The sequence below is a fragment of the Acinetobacter soli genome (genome assembly GCF_018139125.1).
GTDB lineage: Bacteria > Pseudomonadota > Gammaproteobacteria > Pseudomonadales > Moraxellaceae > Acinetobacter > Acinetobacter soli.
In genome coordinates this window covers 2,325,416-2,344,942 of record NZ_CP073241.1, presented here as the reverse complement: position 1 = coordinate 2,344,942, position 19,527 = coordinate 2,325,416, and the positions used below count along the sequence as shown (strand labels likewise).

Annotated in this window: 14 protein-coding genes, 1 rRNA gene and 1 pseudogene; 10 read left to right on the top strand and 6 right to left on the bottom strand. The window is 45.0% G+C overall.

What is annotated here, in order from left to right:
• Positions 1-84: 84 nt before the first annotated feature.
• The 5 genes from rrf (at position 85) to KCV09_RS10780 (ending at position 6,499) form a co-directional block, all read left to right on the top strand.
• Positions 85-199 (top strand): 5S ribosomal RNA (gene rrf, locus KCV09_RS10800).
• 186 nt (positions 200-385) lie between these two features.
• Entirely contained in the window at positions 386-1,525 is a 1,140-nt protein-coding gene (locus tag KCV09_RS10795) for a glycerophosphodiester phosphodiesterase (protein WP_151809386.1), read from the top strand.
• A gap of 210 nt (positions 1,526-1,735) precedes the next feature.
• Positions 1,736-2,995 (top strand): esterase-like activity of phytase family protein, encoded by a 1,260-nt coding sequence (locus KCV09_RS10790; protein ID WP_151814957.1) that lies wholly within the window; start codon positions 1,736-1,738, stop codon positions 2,993-2,995.
• A gap of 208 nt (positions 2,996-3,203) precedes the next feature.
• Positions 3,204-5,588, top strand: coding sequence for a YgiQ family radical SAM protein (locus tag KCV09_RS10785; RefSeq protein ID WP_212515115.1), 2,385 nt, complete (start codon positions 3,204-3,206; stop codon positions 5,586-5,588).
• A gap of 392 nt (positions 5,589-5,980) precedes the next feature.
• Complete coding sequence (locus tag KCV09_RS10780) at positions 5,981-6,499, top strand: DUF2726 domain-containing protein (RefSeq protein ID WP_076033358.1); 519 nt, start codon at positions 5,981-5,983, stop codon at positions 6,497-6,499.
• On the opposite strand, the gene KCV09_RS10775 is transcribed toward KCV09_RS10780, so the two are convergent.
• From KCV09_RS10775 to KCV09_RS10750, 6 genes and pseudogenes are all read right to left on the bottom strand, one after another.
• The gene (locus tag KCV09_RS10775) at positions 6,500-6,853 is read right to left on the bottom strand and encodes a RidA family protein (protein ID WP_004932099.1); all 354 of its coding nucleotides are present in this window, start codon (positions 6,851-6,853) and stop codon (positions 6,500-6,502) included.
• Positions 6,854-8,191: a shikimate transporter gene (gene shiA, locus KCV09_RS10770; RefSeq protein ID WP_004932103.1), complete on the bottom strand. Its 1,338-nt coding sequence runs from the start codon at positions 8,189-8,191 to the stop codon at positions 6,854-6,856.
• A gap of 222 nt (positions 8,192-8,413) precedes the next feature.
• Positions 8,414-9,469, bottom strand: a complete 1,056-nt coding sequence (gene dinB, locus KCV09_RS10765; RefSeq protein WP_004932106.1) for a DNA polymerase IV — start codon at positions 9,467-9,469, stop codon at positions 8,414-8,416.
• A 10-nt stretch (positions 9,470-9,479) separates the two neighbouring features.
• Positions 9,480-10,148, bottom strand: a pseudogene (locus KCV09_RS10760) (glycoside hydrolase family 25 protein); the annotation flags it as partial.
• A 146-nt stretch (positions 10,149-10,294) separates the two neighbouring features.
• Positions 10,295-11,686 carry a multidrug transporter subunit MdtD gene (gene mdtD / locus KCV09_RS10755; protein WP_048765990.1) on the bottom strand — a complete coding sequence of 464 codons (1,392 nt, stop codon included), beginning with the start codon at positions 11,684-11,686 and terminating at the stop codon, positions 10,295-10,297.
• Between the two features lie 127 nt (positions 11,687-11,813).
• Positions 11,814-12,431: an LOG family protein gene (locus KCV09_RS10750; protein WP_004932115.1), complete on the bottom strand. Its 618-nt coding sequence runs from the start codon at positions 12,429-12,431 to the stop codon at positions 11,814-11,816.
• 340 nt (positions 12,432-12,771) lie between these two features.
• On the opposite strand from KCV09_RS10750, the gene KCV09_RS10745 reads away from it, so the two are divergent.
• The 5 genes from KCV09_RS10745 (at position 12,772) to parC (ending at position 19,513) form a co-directional block, all read left to right on the top strand.
• On the top strand, positions 12,772-14,367 hold the full coding sequence (locus KCV09_RS10745) for a TerC family protein (RefSeq protein WP_004932118.1): 1,596 nt from the start codon (positions 12,772-12,774) through the stop codon (positions 14,365-14,367).
• 60 nt (positions 14,368-14,427) lie between these two features.
• Entirely contained in the window at positions 14,428-14,898 is a 471-nt protein-coding gene (locus tag KCV09_RS10740; RefSeq protein WP_151809381.1) for a YchJ family protein, read from the top strand.
• A gap of 46 nt (positions 14,899-14,944) precedes the next feature.
• Entirely contained in the window at positions 14,945-15,589 is a 645-nt protein-coding gene (locus tag KCV09_RS10735; RefSeq protein ID WP_004932123.1) for a trimeric intracellular cation channel family protein, read from the top strand.
• Between the two features lie 233 nt (positions 15,590-15,822).
• Positions 15,823-17,142, top strand: a complete 1,320-nt coding sequence (niaP, locus tag KCV09_RS10730) for a niacin transporter NiaP (RefSeq protein WP_004932126.1) — start codon at positions 15,823-15,825, stop codon at positions 17,140-17,142.
• Positions 17,143-17,296: 154 nt separating this feature from the next.
• Complete coding sequence (parC, locus tag KCV09_RS10725) at positions 17,297-19,513, top strand: DNA topoisomerase IV subunit A (protein ID WP_004944182.1); 2,217 nt, start codon at positions 17,297-17,299, stop codon at positions 19,511-19,513.
• Positions 19,514-19,527: the final 14 nt, after the last annotated feature.

Sequence of the window (19,527 nt, the reverse complement as noted above, 5' to 3'; positions counted from 1 at the left end):
AACTCATTTGGTACAAAGTACGGCACACGCTGTGAGATACAATCCACAGTCTAAGTAAGACCCGAAAATGTCCATAAACAGTTTGCTGGCGACAATAGCAAGAGTGAACCACCTGATCCCTTCCCGAACTCAGAAGTGAAACCTCTTCGCGCTGATGGTAGTGTGGCGTTAGCCATGTGAGAGTAAGTCATCGCCAGCTTTTAAATACGAAAGCCCCCTTAACATACGTTAAGGGGGCTTTTTTATGCCTGAAAATAAGTGGAAAAACGTATATAAAAATCAGCTTTGTAATCCAGAAGCTCTCTATTTTTTAACGCTTTTGTCATGTCGTTGACAAGTTTTTAGTCCAAACTTTGAGCTCAAATTAAAAAATTAGAGCGACAACATGTTAAAAAAAGTCTTTTGGTGCATGAGTTTGATTGCACTGAGTGGGTGTAATGACCATGATCATGATGATTTGGCAGCTTCTCCAAGTACCAGTGTTCAAGAACCTAAAATTTTATTGATTGGACATCGCGGTGCCAGTGCATTACGTCCTGAACATACGCTTGCTTCATATCAAAAAGCCATTGATGATGGCGCTGACTTTATTGAACCAGATTTGGTTTCTACCAAAGATGGGGTACTGGTTGCACGTCATGAAAATGAAATCAGCGGCACGACCAATGTAGCGACCCTACCTGAATTTGCTAATCGAAAAACCACTAAAGTGATCGATGGTGTATCAATAACCGGTTGGTTTACTGAAGATTTCACCTTAAAAGAATTGCAGCAACTCAAAGCGCGCGAACGCATTCCACAGTATCGCCCTGCCAATACACAGTTCAATGATTTGTACAGCATACCGACTTTAGATGAAATTATTGATCTGGCCAATCAGCATTATAAAAAAACAGGCAAAGTGATTGGTTTATATATTGAAACCAAGCATCCGACTTACTTTAAGACGTTAAATTTATCTCTTGAAGATCCTCTTCTCAAGACTTTAGCAAAGTATGAGTATTCGCAAAAAATCGCACCGATATATTTACAGTCTTTTGAAGTTGAAAATTTAAAATATCTTAAACAGCAGCTGGCCGCACTGAAAAGTGTGCAACGTGCACAATTGATTCAACTCTATGATTCATCTTCGAGTCAACCTGCCGATGCCGTCGCAAAGGGAGCGAAAACCACTTATGCCGACATGGCTACGGCTCAGGGTTTAAAAGATGTCGCCCAATATGCCAATGGTGTAGGCCCAGCGAAATCCTATATCTTTAAAAATACCGATATGACACAAACCACAGCCTTTGTAACCGATGCGCATTTGGCTGGACTAAAAGTGCATCCCTATACCTTTCGTCCTGAAAACAATTTCTTACCACAATCCTTACGATGCAGTGCGCGCTTAGATGAGCGATGTGCATCTGGATCGATCAAGGAAATGAAGCTTTATTTTCAAGCTGGCGTAGATGGTATTTTTACGGACGACCCTGCTATTGGCCGACAAGCCATTACAGAATATACAGCAGTCCAGTCAAAATAATGATGTTAAAAGTGAACTATGTGTAGCTCAATATAACAATACAATCGTTTTATTTAGTGTAAATAACCAGAGAGAAGGGAGCTGAAACCCGCTCTGGTTCTTTATCACACTGGTTTAGGTGGATTGAACATCAAGATGTCATACCGTTGAAGTCAAACCTTCACATTCAGCTGATTTAATGAGCTAAATTCTAATTCTAGATCTCATTTCATGAAAAATAAAACGGTATTGGCGATGCTGTGTGGCGCATTGATGGGTTTAGCTGGATGTAACGATGAGCATGATGCATCGCAGCCCAGCTTGAATGATTCGATCAGTCAACCGACCTTGGTGGCCTTTGCTAAACTTCCTGTAGACACCTATGCCAGCGGGCCAGATTCGGGTAAGGCCGTAAAAGGTGCCAATGGTATTTATCCGCCTTTTAAAGGACAGCCTGTACAAGGGTTTTCCGCAGCCTTAAAAAACAAAGATGGCAGCTATATGGTTATGGCGGATAACGGTTTCGGGACGCAAGATAATTCTGCCGATTTTCTACTTAGAATTTATAAACTGAGCCCTGATTTTAAAACCAAAAACCAAGGCTCTGGCACTGTAACGGTACAAAGCTTTATTCAGCTGCGCGATTCAAACAAGCGCGTTCCATTTGATATTGTTAATGGCAATAGTGCTGAACGATTATTGACAGGTGCAGATTTCGATCCAGAATCGATGCAGCGCGCGCCTGATGGAACGTATTGGATCGGTGATGAGTTTGGTCCATATTTATTGCATTTTTCAGCAGAAGGGGTGTTGCTAGATGCACCTATTCCATTACCTCATCCTTTAAATCCAGCGCAAGAATTACGCTCGCCTCAAAACCAATGGAATAAAGCTCAAATCAATTATGTCGAACCATTGGTTCAGCAAAGTGGCGGCTTTGAAGGCATGGCCATTTCACCTGATGGGCAGTATTTGTATCCATTGATCGAAAAACCGATCAAATCTTTGCATGACAGCGAGCGCCATCTGTTGATTTCACAATTTGATCTCAAGAAAAAAGCTTATACGGGTCAGTATTACTGGTTTGCACTGGATAGCAAAGCCACCAATATCGGTGACTTTCAACTGTTTAATGACAAACAAGGTATTATTATCGAGCGCGATGCCACCCAGAATAATTTAGGCGGTTATAAAAAATTGATCCGCATTCAACTCAATGCATCGGGCCAACTGGTTAATCGTGAGGATTTAGTCGATTTGATGCAGATTGCTAATCCTGATTTATTGTATGCCACTGCACGAAACGGTGATCTCGGCACGGGACAAAATTTTGCGTTTCCGTTTGAAACCATTGAAGATATTGTGATTGAAAATGGCAATACACTTACCGTCATTAATGACAATAATTTTCCTGGATCATCTGGTCGCAATGCCAAACTTGCCGATGATAATGAAATCATTCAGATCAAACTACCCAAAGCACTGTTTTAAATACAGAGTCAGTATCGAGAAAAATCGTATGTTGCCACACGAGTTGGCAACATAATTGAAAGCTGTCTAAACTTTATACAATTTAATTGTTATGTCATTGTTTCTACGATTTTTATAATTCTGAAAAGTGAAGGGTATTCATGTTAAAATGCTCGGCTTTCATCTTTGATGTTATCCCATCACTTCAGCAAGCCGAGAATCGCAAGCTATGTCTACAGCCTATACCATGCAGACCGCGCCAAAAGCGCTGTTTGATTACGACAAATATTGGGCGTCGTGTTTTGAACCTGCGCCATTTTTGCCGATGTCACGCGAGGAAATGGACCAACTTGGCTGGGATGCCTGCGATTTTATTTTGGTCTGTGGCGATGCCTATATCGACCATCCGTCATTTGTATCGGGTGTGATCGGTCGTGTACTCGAAGCACAAGGGTTTCGTGTCGGGATTATCGCACAACCCGATTGGACCAATGTCGAGAGCTTTCGTGTTTTGGGTAAGCCGACCATTGCTTGGGGCGTGACTGCCGGTAATATGGATTCGATGATCAACCGTTATACGGCAGATCGAAAAATCCGCTCGGATGATGCTTATTCACCGGATAATGCGCCGAATAAGCGTCCAGATCGTGCGGCAACGGTGTACTGTCAGCGCTGCCGTGAAGCCTTTCCGGATGTTCCGGTTTTACTTGGCGGAATTGAAGGAAGCTTACGTCGTATCGCGCATTATGATTACTGGTCGGACAAAGTTCGTCGCTCCATTCTCATGGACTCTAAAGCCGATTTACTGATGTATGGGAATGGCGAACGTGCAGTGATTGAAGTGATGCACCGTTTGGCAAAAGGTGAAAAAGTTCATGACATCAATGACGTGCGTGGTACTGCATTTATTATCAATAAACATAATAAAGCTGCGAAAGCAAAATTTGTTGAGATTGCCAGTAACGATGTCGACACCATTGGCCGTGTCGATCCGATTATCAACCCTTATGTGATGACGGAAGATATCGACGGCTGTGAAGTCGAAAAAGAAAAAGGCAATTCACTGGCCCAGTATCAGAATTTTCAAAAAGAAATTGTTGCGAATCCGATTATTCGTGAAGGTGATCAACTCGACCCAGATACGCAAATTGTGCAGCTCCAGCCTGCGACATCGAAAGCAATCAAGCATAAATTACCGCCACGTGAACTGGCCGTAATTCGTCTGCCTTCTTTTGAAGAAGTCGCCAACGATCAGGTGCTGTATGCGCATGCCAACCGTATCTTGCATTTAGAGACCAATCCGGGGAATGCCCGTGCCTTGGTGCAACGTCATGGCGAGCGTGATGTGTGGATTAATCCACCGCCAATTCCGCTTACTACGGAAGAAATGGATTATGTGTTTGACTTGCCGTATGCTCGCTTACCGCATCCATCTTATGGAAATGCACGTTTTCCAGCGTTTGATATGATCAAATTTTCGGTCAATATCATGCGTGGCTGCTTTGGTGGTTGTACCTTCTGTTCGATTACTGAGCATGAGGGACGGATTATCCAGAACCGTTCTGAAGACTCGATCTTACGTGAAATTGAAAAAATTCGGGATACTGCGCCGCAGTTTACCGGGATCATTTCGGATTTGGGTGGCCCAACGGCAAACATGTACCGTTTGCATTGTAAAGATCCAGAAATTGAAAAGAACTGCCGTAAACCGTCGTGTGTTTATCCGGGCGTTTGTCAGAATTTGCATACTGATCATGCACCTTTGGTACAGTTATACCGTAAAGCCCGCCAGATCAAGGGCGTGAAAAAAATTCTGATTGGATCAGGCCTGCGTTATGACTTGGCAGTTTTGAACCCTGAATACGTCAAAGAATTGGTACAGCATCATGTGGGCGGTTACTTAAAAATTGCGCCAGAGCATACCGAGCAAGGGCCTTTATCAAAAATGATGAAGCCGGGCATCGGAACCTATGACCGCTTTAAGCAAATGTTTGAGCGCTTTAGTAAAGAAGCAGGCAAAGAACAATACCTGATTCCGTATTTTATTGCGGCGCATCCGGGTACTTCGGATTACGACATGATGCATTTGGCAATCTGGCTGAAGAAAAATGGTTTCCGTGCCGATCAGGTGCAGACTTTCTATCCATCGCCAATGGCCACCGCCACCACTATGTACTATTCGGGCAAAAACCCGTTGGCCAAAGTGGCACGCTACACTGAAAACGTCGATATCGTGAAAGGTGAAAAACGTCGTCGTTTGCATAAAGCATTCTTGCGTTACCATGATCCAAATAACTGGCCAATGCTGCGTGAAGCATTAAAAGAAATGGGCCGTGCCGACTTGATTGGTAACTCTAAGCAGCATTTGATTCCAACCTATCAGCCGAAGGGCACAGAAGGTGAATACAAATCAGCGCGTAAGAAAAACTCGACTGCAGCAGGTGATTCGGTTAAACGAAGTGCTCAGCAATCTGCCTCTCAAGGCCAGAAGCGACCGCAAAAAGGTCAAATCCTGACGCAGCACACGGGCTTGCCTCCACGTGAAACCAAAGATCGGCAGTCATCCGATTCGAAGTCACAGCGCTCCAAGCCACGTAGTAAATCACACCGATAAGACCTATAAAAAAGCGCTTCCTGAGAGAGGCGCTTTTTTATCCGACTCAAGTCGCAAAACTTATACATAAAAAAAGGAAGATATTCCCATTGCACTTTGGCCCAGCAATTGATCATGTCATAGATGTAACCGTAAGCGTTAACTGATTTGAAGATAACAGTTTTTATGAGATGAATTAAAGTGAGATATGCCACGCATCACATGAAAGTGATTCAAACATTGGCCTGATAAAGCAGCATTTGTCCGAAGGTCGTACTTGCCAAAGGCAGGAGAACACTTTAAGTTAAACACATGCGATGGAAGCGTTTGACCATGATGATAAAAAATTGGGTCAAGATTTAAAATTCGGCTGTAAACCGAAACTATAAAAATAGATAAAAGGAATGAGATACATGTATTGGTTCTTGATTGTGGGTATTTTTGCCCTGTTTGTTTTTGCCAGTCTGAAGGGGCTACAGCGGAAACAAAAAAATGACAGTATACTGAAACAGCGTGCCGTATTTAGTGCGCATGAACAACTATTTTTCAATCGTCTTAAAGAGGCATTGCCAGAACTGACCGTCTTGGCTCGAGTGTCTTTCGATGCCTTGATCACCACGAAATTACCGCGGACACGTTATAAATACCAAAATATGGTGGCCGACTTTGTGATTTTAGATCATCAGTATCATGTGTTGGCGGTGATTGATTTTTCCGACCCTTTGCACGTCCGCCGCACTCAGCATGACAGTTATAAAGAGCAACTGCTGCAATCGGCAGGTTATCGGATTTTACATTACACGCAAGTGCCACAATTGGCAGCACTGCGTCGCGATGTGTATCCAGCCAAGGCAGCAAATGAAATGAGCTATGTGATGACCAGTGAACCCAGTGAACGACTGGTCAAATACAGCATCTTTGCAAAAAGCTGATTAAGGCTTAACGGCAGTTACGGTCATTTCGACCAATACGTCAGGATGATACATTTTGGCTTCTACACACGTGCGCGGTAGGGCTTGCATGTCTGCACACCAAGCGTCCCAGACAGCGTTCATTGCAGCATAGTCGCGCTCAATATCTTTTAAGAAAATCATCACAGAGAGAATATGGCGCTTGTCTGTACCTGCATCTGCCAAAAAGCGATCGATAATATCCAGCGTTTGCTGGGTTTGACCTGTGATATCAAGATTCGTATCGCTAGCCAACTGACCTGCAAGATGAACCAGATTTCCAGCAATCGCGATTTCTGAGAAGCGCTTTTCGACGTGCAATCGTTGTACGGTCATTTATTTTCCTGTATGGGGATAACCAGAAGAAAGATCTGCCGATTGTACTTGTGCTTTCATTCGTGCTGCAACACACGCAGTTAATAAACATCCCAAGGTTAAATAAAATGCCACATAGTGCCAATGCCCGTTACCCAGCGTAATCAATCCTGTTGCGATGAATGGGGTGAATCCGCCCCCTACAATACTGGCGACCTGATAGCCTACACCTGCACCGCTATAACGATATGATGCGCCAAAGAGCTCGGTAAAAATAGGCTGATGAACACTGACCACCATATCGTGTGAAAGATTGGCCAGCAAAATCGCGAAAATCACGATCCAGAGCGTAGAGCCACTTTCAAGTGCCAAAAAGAAAGGAAATGCACAGATTGCCCCGATTAAACCGCCTATCACACACATCCGGCGACGGCCAAAGCGGTCGGAAATATGTGCGAAAAAGGGAATGGTCAGACAGCTAATCGCACCGACCATCAAGCCAATATTCAGAAATAAGCTTGAAGACATCCCTAGATTTTTAGTGGAGTAGTTGAGCGCGAAGGTTGTGACCAAATACATGGTCAGTAGCTCGGCCAAACGCAGTGCAATAATATAAAAGAACGCTTTAGGATTTTGACGCACCGCTTCAAATAGCGGAATTTTGGTTGTTTGGGTCTTGGTTTTTGCAACTTCTTGAATAAATTCTTGTGATTCTTCTTGTCCGCCACGAACCCATAAGGCACAGAGAACCAAGACCACACTGGCGATAAAGGGAATACGCCATGCCCAGTCGGCAAAAGCCTCTTGTCCGAATACATAAATAATGCCCGAAACACTACCAGTGGCGAGCATTAAGCCGACGCCATATCCGATTTGAACACCACTGCTGTAAAATGCCTTTCGATCCTGCGGTGCATTTTCAACAGCCATCAAGGCTGCGCCACCCCATTCACCACCAACAGCAAAACCTTGAATTGCTCGTAGTAGCACCAGAAGAACGGGTGCCCACCAACCAATGGCCTCAAAGTTGGGTAATAATCCAATTAGTACTGTGGCCGTGCCCATCAGGAAAACGGTTAAAAACAGCATTTTTTTACGCCCGATGCGGTCGCCAAAATGGCCAAATACCACACCACCTAACGGACGAAACAAGAAACCCACCCCAAACGTTGCAAAAGCAGCGAGGGTACCCATTGCAGGGCTAATACTTGGAAAAAATTGCTGATTGAAAATCAGTGCGGCAACAATGCCATACAATAAGAAATCATACCAATCGACAACGGCACCGATAAAACTACTCAGAGCGGCTTTGCGTGCGCGTTTTTCGTGGGAAGAAGAAGATGCTAGATTTGAAGCCATTGATACTTGAGAATCCCATGCGTTCAGAACGGATGCCCTGCAACATTCGGATTTGGTCGTCACGCCAATCGCAGGACATAATGTATAGGGTAAAGGTGTCCCGTATACATTGCAGCAGATACATGGGTAAATGCATTTGCGAGCCTAAGAGTACTCCAAAATAGCCAGAAAGTGAAACAACTTTTCAAAGACCGTTTTATTTTTTTGATCAAATTTGACTGCTTACCAAAATGAAAGCTGTGAATCGCTCTCACGAGGTCCAAGCTGATAGACGCCCACTCCAATCAGGCGATATTGTGCAGCGGGCTGTAGCTGCATTTCGGTTAATAACACACCCAGAGCATGCTGAAATTCTTCAAGCGACGCCAAGGCGCGTTTAAAGCTTTTACTGTGCTGGAAGATCTGAAAATCTGGTGTTTTAAGCTTGATACTGATACCACGTGCCTGCAATTGTTTGTGTTGCAACGATAGCCAGACTTTTTCAGCCAATAGTCGCCAGTAGATGTCACATTCACTGAGGTACAGGTTTTGATCGAAAGTGGTTTCCTTGGAAATTTGCTGGCGCACACGCTCGCTTTGAACCACGCGATGGTCTATTCCCTGCGCATACAGATACAGTTGCTTGCCATATTTTCCAAAATGATGAATCAGTACGGCTTCATCGATATGTTGTAAATCCCCCAGTGTTTCGAGTTTTAATTGCTGTAGTTTGGCTTGGGTAACGCGGCCAACGCCCGGAATTTTTTTTAGTGGTAGATCGCGAATAAAGTCCATAACCTGATGGGGTTTGATCACACATAAGCCATTTGGTTTATTCCAGTCAGATGCGATTTTGGCCAAAAACTTATTCGGTGCGACACCAGCAGATGCAGTGAGATGCGTCAGATTCCAGATATCCTGACGAATATGAATGGCGACATCGGTGGCGCTGGGCAATTGCTTGAGATTTTCGGTCACATCCAGATAGGCTTCATCTAGGGAAAGGGGTTCGATGAGCGAAGTATATTGCTGAAAAACATGATGAATCTGTTGTGAAACCGCTCGATACTTTTCAAAGTTTGGCTCAATCACGATCAGATCTGGACAGAGTTTACGGGCCTGACCCATTGGCATGGCCGAGCGTAATCCGTAACGTCGTGCAGGATACGAGGCTGCGGCAATTACTGCACGCGGATGATGTGAGGAAATCACCACGGGCAAGTGTTGCAGTTCTGGTCGCTCACGCAGTTCTACCGACGCATAAAAGGCATCCATATCGATGTGAATAATTTTTCGCATGCTGGTCTGCCTACTGCTTTACGGTGGGCGCGACAAAATCACGCCATTCTTTTAAGGAGCCTGCATAGACATTCAGATCGACTGGTTTTTCAATGCCCTTGATTTTGCCTTTGCGGCTGTATTGCCAGAACACCCATTCACGCTGGTCTTTAAGCTCGGGCTTTTGATCATACTCGCGAATCCATAGTGGCGTTTCTTTAAAATGTCCCATCAGCACAATATGATAAAAACGTGTTGAGACATAAAAAATTGGCTGTTTACCGTAGTGGGCCTTAAGCCGATCGTGGATGATCTGGATTTCCTTTAGCAACTGTTCTTGCGTATATGTATCGATGCAAGCCGTGTCATACTCAAGGTCAATCACTGGTGGAAGTGCGTCTGCTTTAGTGGGGACAGTTTTAATAAAATTCTCTGCTTGTACCGTACCGTCTCGGCAAAGCCGGTAAAAATGATAGGCCCCAACATGCAGCCGTTGTTCACGCGCTTTTAACCAATAATCTTGAAATTTGGGATCTTGATAATCGCCACCTTCAGTGGCTTTTAAATAAACAAAACGAAATTGATCAGCGGGAATTTTGGACCAGTTGATCTCACCTTGATGATGTGAGACATCAAACCCTTTTACCGGATAATCTTGTGCAGAAGCTTTCTGATTATAAAAAAAACCAAAATAGAGCAAGATCAACAACAGCACAGAAAAACCCAGCCCTAACCAGTGAGCTGGAGAAATAGATTTAAAAATATGACGTGATTTCATGCGTGTATCTTGGCTCGATCCTCTGCTTCATCATAACCAGAAGTTAAACGCTGTACCATGTCGAATCGTTAAACTGGCGTATTACGCGGAATTTTAGAAAAAATCACTGCGGTAATAATATTAATACAGCCAAGGCAGATTAAGGTTGCATGAAAGGTACGGGTCATGTCTTGTGTACCAAACTGCTGACTGAAAATATTGACCAGTGTACCTGCCAAGGCTACGCCGATACTCATAGATAGCATCATGATCATCGATAAAAAGCTATTGCCGCTACTGGCATGTTGCTGGGATAAGTCTTTGAGCGTAAGCGTATTCATCGAAACAAACTGGATAGAATTGAGCGTGCCGAACACAAAAAAGTGAATGGCACGCAGCCATTCAGGTGTTTCTGCCGTGGTCAGGGAAAAGCTTGCGATACAGCTTCCGACCAATAACGTATTGATGATCAATACACGTCGATACCCAAGACGCTGAATAATTGGGCGCACAATCGGTTTTGAAAACAATGAACCCAAAACCAGCGGAATCATCATCAGACCGGTATAAAAAGGTTCAAAACCGAACGCCACCTGTAACATCAAGGGCAGTACAAAGGGGACGGCATTACCGCCAAAACGGGCAAAGAAGTTCCCTAAAATACCAATGGCGTAAATTTTATTATGAAAGAGTGTGCTGCGAAATAACGCGTTCTCATGCATATGTGCATGGTAAGCATAGATGAATGCCGAGCCAATGCCAGCGCCAAGTAAACTGAGGCTGACCCATTGCGGATATTCTTTGCTGGCGAGTTGTTCGATTCCTAAAGATAAACCGACCATCGCCACGAGCAGTAAGATAAAACCACTTAAATCAAAAGATTTAACGGTTTTTTCCTTAATGTTTGGCATGGCCTTGAGGGTGATTAAAAGCCCCAAAAGCCCCATGGGAATATTAATTAAAAATACCCAGTGCCACGTGGTGACCTCAACCAGCCATCCGCCGAGTGTCGGTCCGATTAAAGGACCAACCAATCCAGCCAGACTCATCAGGCTCATGGCGGATAAAAACTGTGTCCGTGGAATTAGTTTTAGCATCGCCAATCGGCCTACGGGTAACAATAATGCCCCACCAATCCCTTGAATGATACGGAAAACAATCAGCTCATTTAAGCTTTGCGACAGACCACAGCCCAGTGAGGCCAGTGTAAAAATAATAATGGCCGCAAAATAGGTATTACGTACACCAAAACGATCGGCCAGCCAGCCACTGAGCGGAATACACGCAGCAACAGATAACACATAGCCGACCACCACACCATGCATACGAAGTGGATCTTCATGGAGACTGCGAGCCATGGCGGGAAGGGCTGTGTTGACAATGGTGGTGTCAAGCGCCTGCATAAAAAAACCAATCGAAACCAACAAAACCAGAAGTTTGTATTCGGGCTGTAAGCGTTGATGCGTTGGGGTGGCATTCATGAGATGAAGAATTGCAAAGAAGTCAGGTGAAAATTAGCATGAAATGCAAGACACGCCTATAGTCTTACTGCAAGCCATGTATTGCGTAATGGTAGTTAGCCATCAAGCAACACATGCCGCAAAGCGCTTATGCCATAAAACGGTGAGGTGAATTGAGATTTTTAACAGCGCCATAAATTTCGTCAAAAGTGTCGCAGACAATTAGTTTGGCACGATGTTGGGGAGGAAGAAAACCTTCTGCAACTGCATGATCGAGCTGTGCGATCAGGGCGTCGTAGAAGCCATTCACATTAAATAAAATCATGGGCTTTTGATGTTGATTGAGTTGCCCCCAAGTGGCAATTTCTAGAATTTCTTCAAAGGTACCCAGTCCGCCCGGAAGGGCAACAAAAGCACCGGCACGCTCGGCCATCATGGCTTTACGTTCATGCATGGTTTGCACCACATGTAATTCAGTCAGTTTAGAGTGGGCGACTTCATAATCCAGCATAAATTCTGGAATCACACCGACGACCTCTCCGCCGTGTTCAAGGACGGTATCTGCCACCTGGCCCATTAGACCAATGCTGGCACCACCGTAGACAATACCAAATCCGTGTTCTGCAATACCTTGTGCCAGTTCAATGGCAGTTTCTTTGTAAATGGGTTTATTTCCGACGCGTGATCCGCAGTAAAGGGCAATGAGGGGTTGGCTTGTTTTGGCTGTGCTGTTTAACTCTAAGGTCATTTCTACTACGCTATTCATCTTTTCATTTTTACCTTATCACGTTATTGCATTGCTTAATATTAAGCAAGAACTATGACAAATTATCGCGGGCTCACAAAAACCCGACACGATCGCAAAATGACCATGTAATTGCCCGCAACAGGTAACAATATCCGTTCAATAAAAATGGTGAATTTCCAACTGATCTTGCCTATACTGAAAAACGGTTTAACAACATATATATGAACATGGGTAGTGGTTGTCGTCGCTTTGACGCTTTCGTTTTTTTCAGCAATTTTTATCATTCATCTTGTCTGGCAAGATCTGCCATTTGGCCTGACTATATCCATCCAATATTGACGTTTGGGGAGAAGCATCAATGATTTTTGAATGGATGTCTGATCCTTCTGCATGGGTGGGTCTGGCCACGCTGGTTGTGCTCGAAATTGTACTGGGTATCGATAACCTGGTTTTTATTGCCATTCTTGCAGAAAAACTTCCGCCAGAGCAGCGTAATACTGCCCGAATTGTCGGGCTGATTCTGGCTTTGGGCATGCGCCTGATCCTGCTGGCTTCAATTGCCTGGGTCGTTACCCTTACCGCACCCTTATTTCATATTTTCGACCATCCTTTTTCCGGCCGAGATCTTATTCTGCTCTTTGGTGGGGTGTTTTTGCTGTTTAAAGGCACCATGGAATTGCATGAGCGCTTGGAAGGCAAGCAGTTTCAGAAAGAGGAAAACCCAGTTCACGCGACGTTCTGGATGGTGATTGTGCAGATTGTGGTGCTGGATGCCGTCTTCTCGCTTGACAGCGTGATTACTGCGGTTGGTATGGTCAAGCATTTATCGGTGATGATGATTGCCGTCATTATTGCAGTGGGAATTATGCTGTGGGCGTCTAAGCCGCTCATGGATTTTGTCAACAAACATCCAACTGTGGTGATCTTGTGTCTGTCATTCTTGATGATGATCGGGTTCTCTTTGGTGGTTGAAGGCTTCGGTTTCCATATTCCAAAAGGTTACTTATATGCCGCGATCGGCTTTGCAGTACTGATTGAAATGATGAACCAGACCATGCGCCGTAATCAGGAAAAGCTGGTCACGACCACAGATCTACGTTATCGCACCGCTTCGGCCGTCATGAAAATGCTTGGCGGTAAAGCAGCCAGCACCAGTAATGACACTCAGCAGCAAGAAAACGAAAATGTATTGGCTACACAAGCCTTTGCCGACGAAATGTTCGATGAAGAAAACAGCGCGTATCATAGCGTGATGGTACAAGGTGTATTGGGGTTGTCAGAGCGTCCGGTGAAGTCGGTGATGACGCCGCGCCCGGAAATCGAGTGGATCGATCTGGATGTCGAGCCTGCTTTACTCAAAGAACGTCTGCTCTCGATGACACATTCGCGCCTGATCGCAGCCCGAGGTGAACTCGACAACATTGAAGGTATTTGCCTAACACATAAAGTATTAAACGAGTATGTGGAAACGGGTGTATTGAATTTTAGCCATCACGTACGTGAGCCAATGATTGTGCATGAAAATGCACAGGTACTGATGGTGATGGAACAGCTACGCCAAGCACCTTTACAAATGGCCATCGTACTCAACGAATACGGTTCGATTGAAGGTATTGTGACGCCGATCGATATCTTGGAGGCGATTGCAGGGGAGTTTCCTGACGAAGATGAGCTGGAAGCCGCAGCAGAAAGTCTAGATGATGGATCGTTGATTCTTGAAGGTTCAACCGATATTCGCCATGTATCTTTACTGTTAAATCGCGATCTGGTGGATGAAACGGAACAATACTCAACGCTTTCGGGTTATTTGTTGTTTCATTTGGGGCGTTTGCCAGAAAACGGACAAAAGGTTGCTGCCGATGGTTATATTTTTGAAGTGGTGACCATGGACGGACACAAAATTGAAAAAGTGCATATCGTGGCAGATCCTGCGCATCATTCTAGTAACGATTAAATCCGCTTCATTCCCTAAAGCATAGCCCGTTATCGGGCTATTTTTATCCAGAGAATTGTCATGACTTCAATACAGGCATGTCCATGTGGGCAGGGTGCTTACATGAGTTGTTGCGCTCCATTACACCAAGGGCAGCAACACGCAAGCAGTGCAGAGCAGCTCATGCGCTCGCGCTATAGTGCATTTGCATTACAACAGATTGATTATCTGATTCAGACCACCGCCTTGGGGCAGCAGTCTTATCTAGACCGTGACGCGATTGCAGACTGGAGTCAGCGCAATACATGGCTTCAACTTGAGGTGATTCATCATCTTGCCAAACTTGACAAATGCCATGCGCAGGTCGAGTTTAAAGCGCATTATCATGATGGTCAGCAGGCTCAGATGCATCATGAAATCTCGCATTTTGTGTATTTTGCTGGGCGCTGGTATTTTCTTGATCCAACACTCGATATGCCCATCACAATGAAACAGCCATGTGTATGTGGCTCGCAGAAAAAATTTAAACAATGTTGTGCCAAATTTCTATAACTGACTTAGAATAACCGCCATCTCTTAGCCTGAGCGGATGAAGGCGATGTTACTGACGATTATTTATATTGTTGCAATTACCGCAGAAGCCATGACTGGTGCGCTTTCTGCTGGTCGGCGTAGTATGGATTGGTTCGGTGTCATCCTGATTGCCTGTGTAACTGCACTAGGGGGAGGCTCGGTGCGAGATGTCTTGCTGGGCCATTATCCGCTCACATGGGTGAAGCATCCTGAGTATTTGGTACTGACCTGCTGTGCTGCCTTGGTTACCATTTTAATTGCCAAATGGATGCGCCATCTGCGCAATATTTTTCTGCTGTTAGATGCTTTGGGCCTGATTGGCTTTACTATTATTGGCTGTCAGATTGCCCTGCAAATGGGGCATGGCTTTGTGGTATCGGCTGTGGCGGGTGTCTTAACGGGTGTTTCGGGTGGTATTTTGCGTGACATTTTATGTAATGACGTACCGCTGGTATTCCGCCGTGAGTTATATGCCAGTATTTCGTTTGTGGCCGTAATTTGTTATTGGCTATGCCTGCAGATTGGGATGTCACTTGAGCTAACGGTGATCTTTACGCTGATTTTTGGTTTTGTACTGCGTGTGATTGCGATTTATTTTGGACTGGAAATGCCCAAATTTATTTATCAGGATGACGACGCTGACTCCGCTTCATCGACCGACAAGCATTAACCATAGCATTTGGCACACCATGCCCACGTGTGCCTATCTTGATCTAGAACTTACTGTCATCAGTAAAGTACACTCAGAATAATGTGATTAATATCACAATAAAAATTAATTTTTAAAACTTCAGCATTCCTCTTGTTAACATCGGTATACTTAAAAGCAACAAGAAGTGACACAAATAAAGTTACTGGTTTCTTCCCCTGATGTCTCGCATCGCGACTGATTGAGTTTGGATCATGGATTTAGTATCACGAATAGAAAATTTGCCGGTTGGAAAGTTCCACTATACTTTGTTATGGGTGGTCGGATTAGGCTGGATGTTTGATGCATTAGATACCGGCATCATTGCATTTATCCTAACCACTTTGGTCAAGGACTGGGCACTAACGCCAGCCGAAAGTGGCTGGATTGTAAGTATTGGCTTTATCGGAATGGCGATTGGTGCAGTCTGCTCTGGTGGATTGGCAGATCGTTTTGGCCGAAAAACCATGTTTGCAACCACATTGTTGATCTATAGTCTGGCCACTGCGGCCTGCGCTTTTGCACCCAATCTGACATGGTTATTGGTATTTCGTTTTATTGTGGGAGTCGGTTTGGGGGGGCAGCTTCCGGTTGCGGTGACTTTAGTCAGTGAATATATTCCCTCGCATGTGCGTGGGCGATTTATTGTATTGCTGGAAAGTTTCTGGGGCTTGGGCTGGTTGGTCGCGGCACTGGTTTCATATTTCGTTATACCAAAATTTGGCTGGCAAATTGCCTTTTTAATGGGTGGACTTCCAGCACTCTATGTTTATGTGATTATTAAAAAAATTCCAGAATCTATTCCTTACCTGATCAATCGCGGACGCATTGATGAAGCCCATGAGCTGGTACAAGAGATCGAACGCCAAGCTGGCGTACCTGTGATTGAGCATTTGGTGGTGAAACCCGTGGCCGAAAAGCAGCGTGTTTCGTTTAAGCAGCTTTGGTCGGGCGCCTTTGCCCGACGAAGTTTGATGCTTTGGCTGATCTGGTTTGGCATCGTGTTTTCATACTATGGCATTTTTACTTGGTTACCGAGCCTGTTGGTTAAGCAGGGCTATACCGTGGTGCAATCTTTTGAATATGTGCTGATTATGATTTTGGCGCAGTTACCGGGCTATGTGTGTGCGGCATGGTTGATTGAGCGCCTAGGCCGCAAGGCGACGCTTGCCAGTTTTATCACGGCCTGTGCTATCTCGGCCTATCTGTTTGGTCAAGCCGACAGTATGTTCAGTGTGATGGTCTGGGGCTGTTTAATGTCTTTTTTCAATTTGGGCGCTTGGGGCGTTTTGTATACCTATACGCCTGAGCAATATCCAGCCAATATTCGTGCCTTTGGCGCAGGCTGGGCATCTGCGATTGGCCGCATTGGCGGTATTGCGGCGCCTATTGTGGTCACACATATGATGGTTGGACACGACGGATTTCATCAAGTCTTTATGATGTTCACGCTGGTATTGCTGGCTGTGGCTTTGGTGATTGTGGTGCTCGGTGAAGAGACCCAAGGAAAAACACTGGAGTCAATTGGACTTTAATCATAAAAGCATTGCTTTCATTTAGAAAACTGGCTAGTTTTACATCATAAGACATAATTTGACGCACTGCTTGGAGACATACCCTTGTGTCTCCAAGACTGGCGACATAGGATAACAAACAAGACAAAACTATTATTTAGGATGATTCGTTGTTATGACCAGCCTTGCGCATCATGCGACTGAGAACCGTTCCGTTGCCGAGTTTACCGAACAGGCATATCTGAACTATGCCATGTACGTGATTATGGATCGTGCATTGCCCCACATCAGTGATGGTCTAAAACCTGTACAGCGTCGTATTGTGTACGCCATGAGCGAACTGGGCTTAAAATCGACCGGGAAACCCAAAAAATCGGCCCGTACCGTAGGGGATGTACTGGGTAAGTATCATCCGCATGGTGACTCTGCCTGCTATGAAGCCATGGTGTTGATGGCTCAGCCATTTAGCTATCGTTATCCGCTAGTCGAAGGTCAGGGTAACTGGGGCTCACCAGACGATCCGAAATCATTTGCTGCGATGCGATATACCGAAGCCAAACTGTCGGCGTATAGCGAATTGCTACTGAGTGAACTGGGTCAGGGAACGGTCGATTGGCAAGATAACTTTGACGGATCACTCAAAGAACCGATTAACTTGCCAGCGCGTGTTCCCAATATTTTACTCAATGGCACCACAGGCATTGCGGTCGGTATGGCGACCGATATTCCACCGCATAATTTGCGTGAAGTAGTAAAAGGTACGATTGCGCTGATTCGTAATCCTGAACTGTCTGAGCAAAAACTGGCGGAGTTCATTCCAGGGCCAGATTTACCGACCAAAGCAGAAATTATTACGTCAAAAGACGAGCTGCTTAAAATCCAGAGTACCGGTCGTGGCAGTTATCGTGTACGTGCGGTGTACAGTGTCGATAAAAATGAGATTATTATTACCGAGCTGCCATATCAGGTGTCAGGGTCAAAAGTGATCACGCAAATTGCCGATCAAATGCAGGCCAAAAAACTGCCACTGGTCAGTGATGTCCGTGATGAATCAGATCATCGTAACCCGACGCGCTTGGTGATTGTGCTGCGCTCAAATCGTGTAGATGCTGCCGCAGTAATGAGTCATTTATTTGCGACCACCGATCTTGAAAGCAGTTATCGGGTCAATCTCAACATGATTGGTGCCGATGGGCGACCGCAGGTGAAATCGATTCGACGCATCTTGCTCGAATGGATCGACATTCGTAAAGCGACGGTCACTCGCCGTTTACAGTACCATTTAAATAAAATTGAAAAGCGGTTACACATTTTAGCCGGGCTATTGATTGCGTATTTGGATATCGATACCGTGATCAAGATCATTCGTGAAGAAGATCAGCCTAAGCCGGTGTTGATGCAGCACTTTAATATCGATGAGATTCAGGCTGAAGCCATTTTAGAACTTAAACTTCGCCATTTGGCCAAGCTTGAGGAGATGGAAATTCGCCGTGAGCAAGATGAGCTGGCTGCACGTGCTGCAATTATTCGTGAACAACTTGAGAATCCTGAATCGTTAAAAACACTGATCATTAATGAACTGAAAGAAGATGCCAAAAAATTTGGTGATGATCGTCGCGCTCCAATTGTTGAGCGTGAAGAAGCGGTACAGATCAAAGAACATGATTTAATTCCAGCGGAAACCGTGACGGTGGTGTTGTCCGAAGCGGGGTGGATTCGCGCTGCCAAAGGCGAAGTCGATGCAGAGAACCTTAATTATCGTGCGGGAGATCAGTACCAGAGTCATGCAGTAGGTAAAACCAACCAGCGTGTATATGTGCTGGACGAAACAGGTCGAAGCTATGCATTGGCAATCAATGCATTACCATCGGCACGAGGGCTTGGCGAGCCACTGAGTTCGAAGCTTTCGCCAGCCAATGGCGTGTCGTTTATTCAGGTACTGATCGGTGACGATGACAGCGAGTTGCTGGCCGTCAGTAGCGCAGGATACGGGTTTAAAACGCAAGCCAAACACCTCGATACCAGTGCCAAAGCCGGTAAAGCCTTTTTGAGCCTTCCCGAAAAAGCGACGGCCTTGCCTTTGCTTTCATTGCAGGCCTCTACCCATGTGGCAATTTTGAGTTCGGCGGGCCGATTACTGATTATTGATCTGTCAGAATTACCAACTTTAAATAAAGGCAAGGGTAATAAGTTGATACAACTTGAAGACAAAGAACAAATTTTGTCCATGACATTACTCAACTTAAATGAAATAATTCAGGTGGATGCGGGTCAACAGCATTTAAAAATAAAAGGTGATGATCTTCAGAAATACATCGGTAAGCGTGCATCGAAAGGTCAACTCTTACCACGAGGATATCAAAAAGCAAATAGACTGTTGATTCAGAGATAATGCTCGCATCCGTC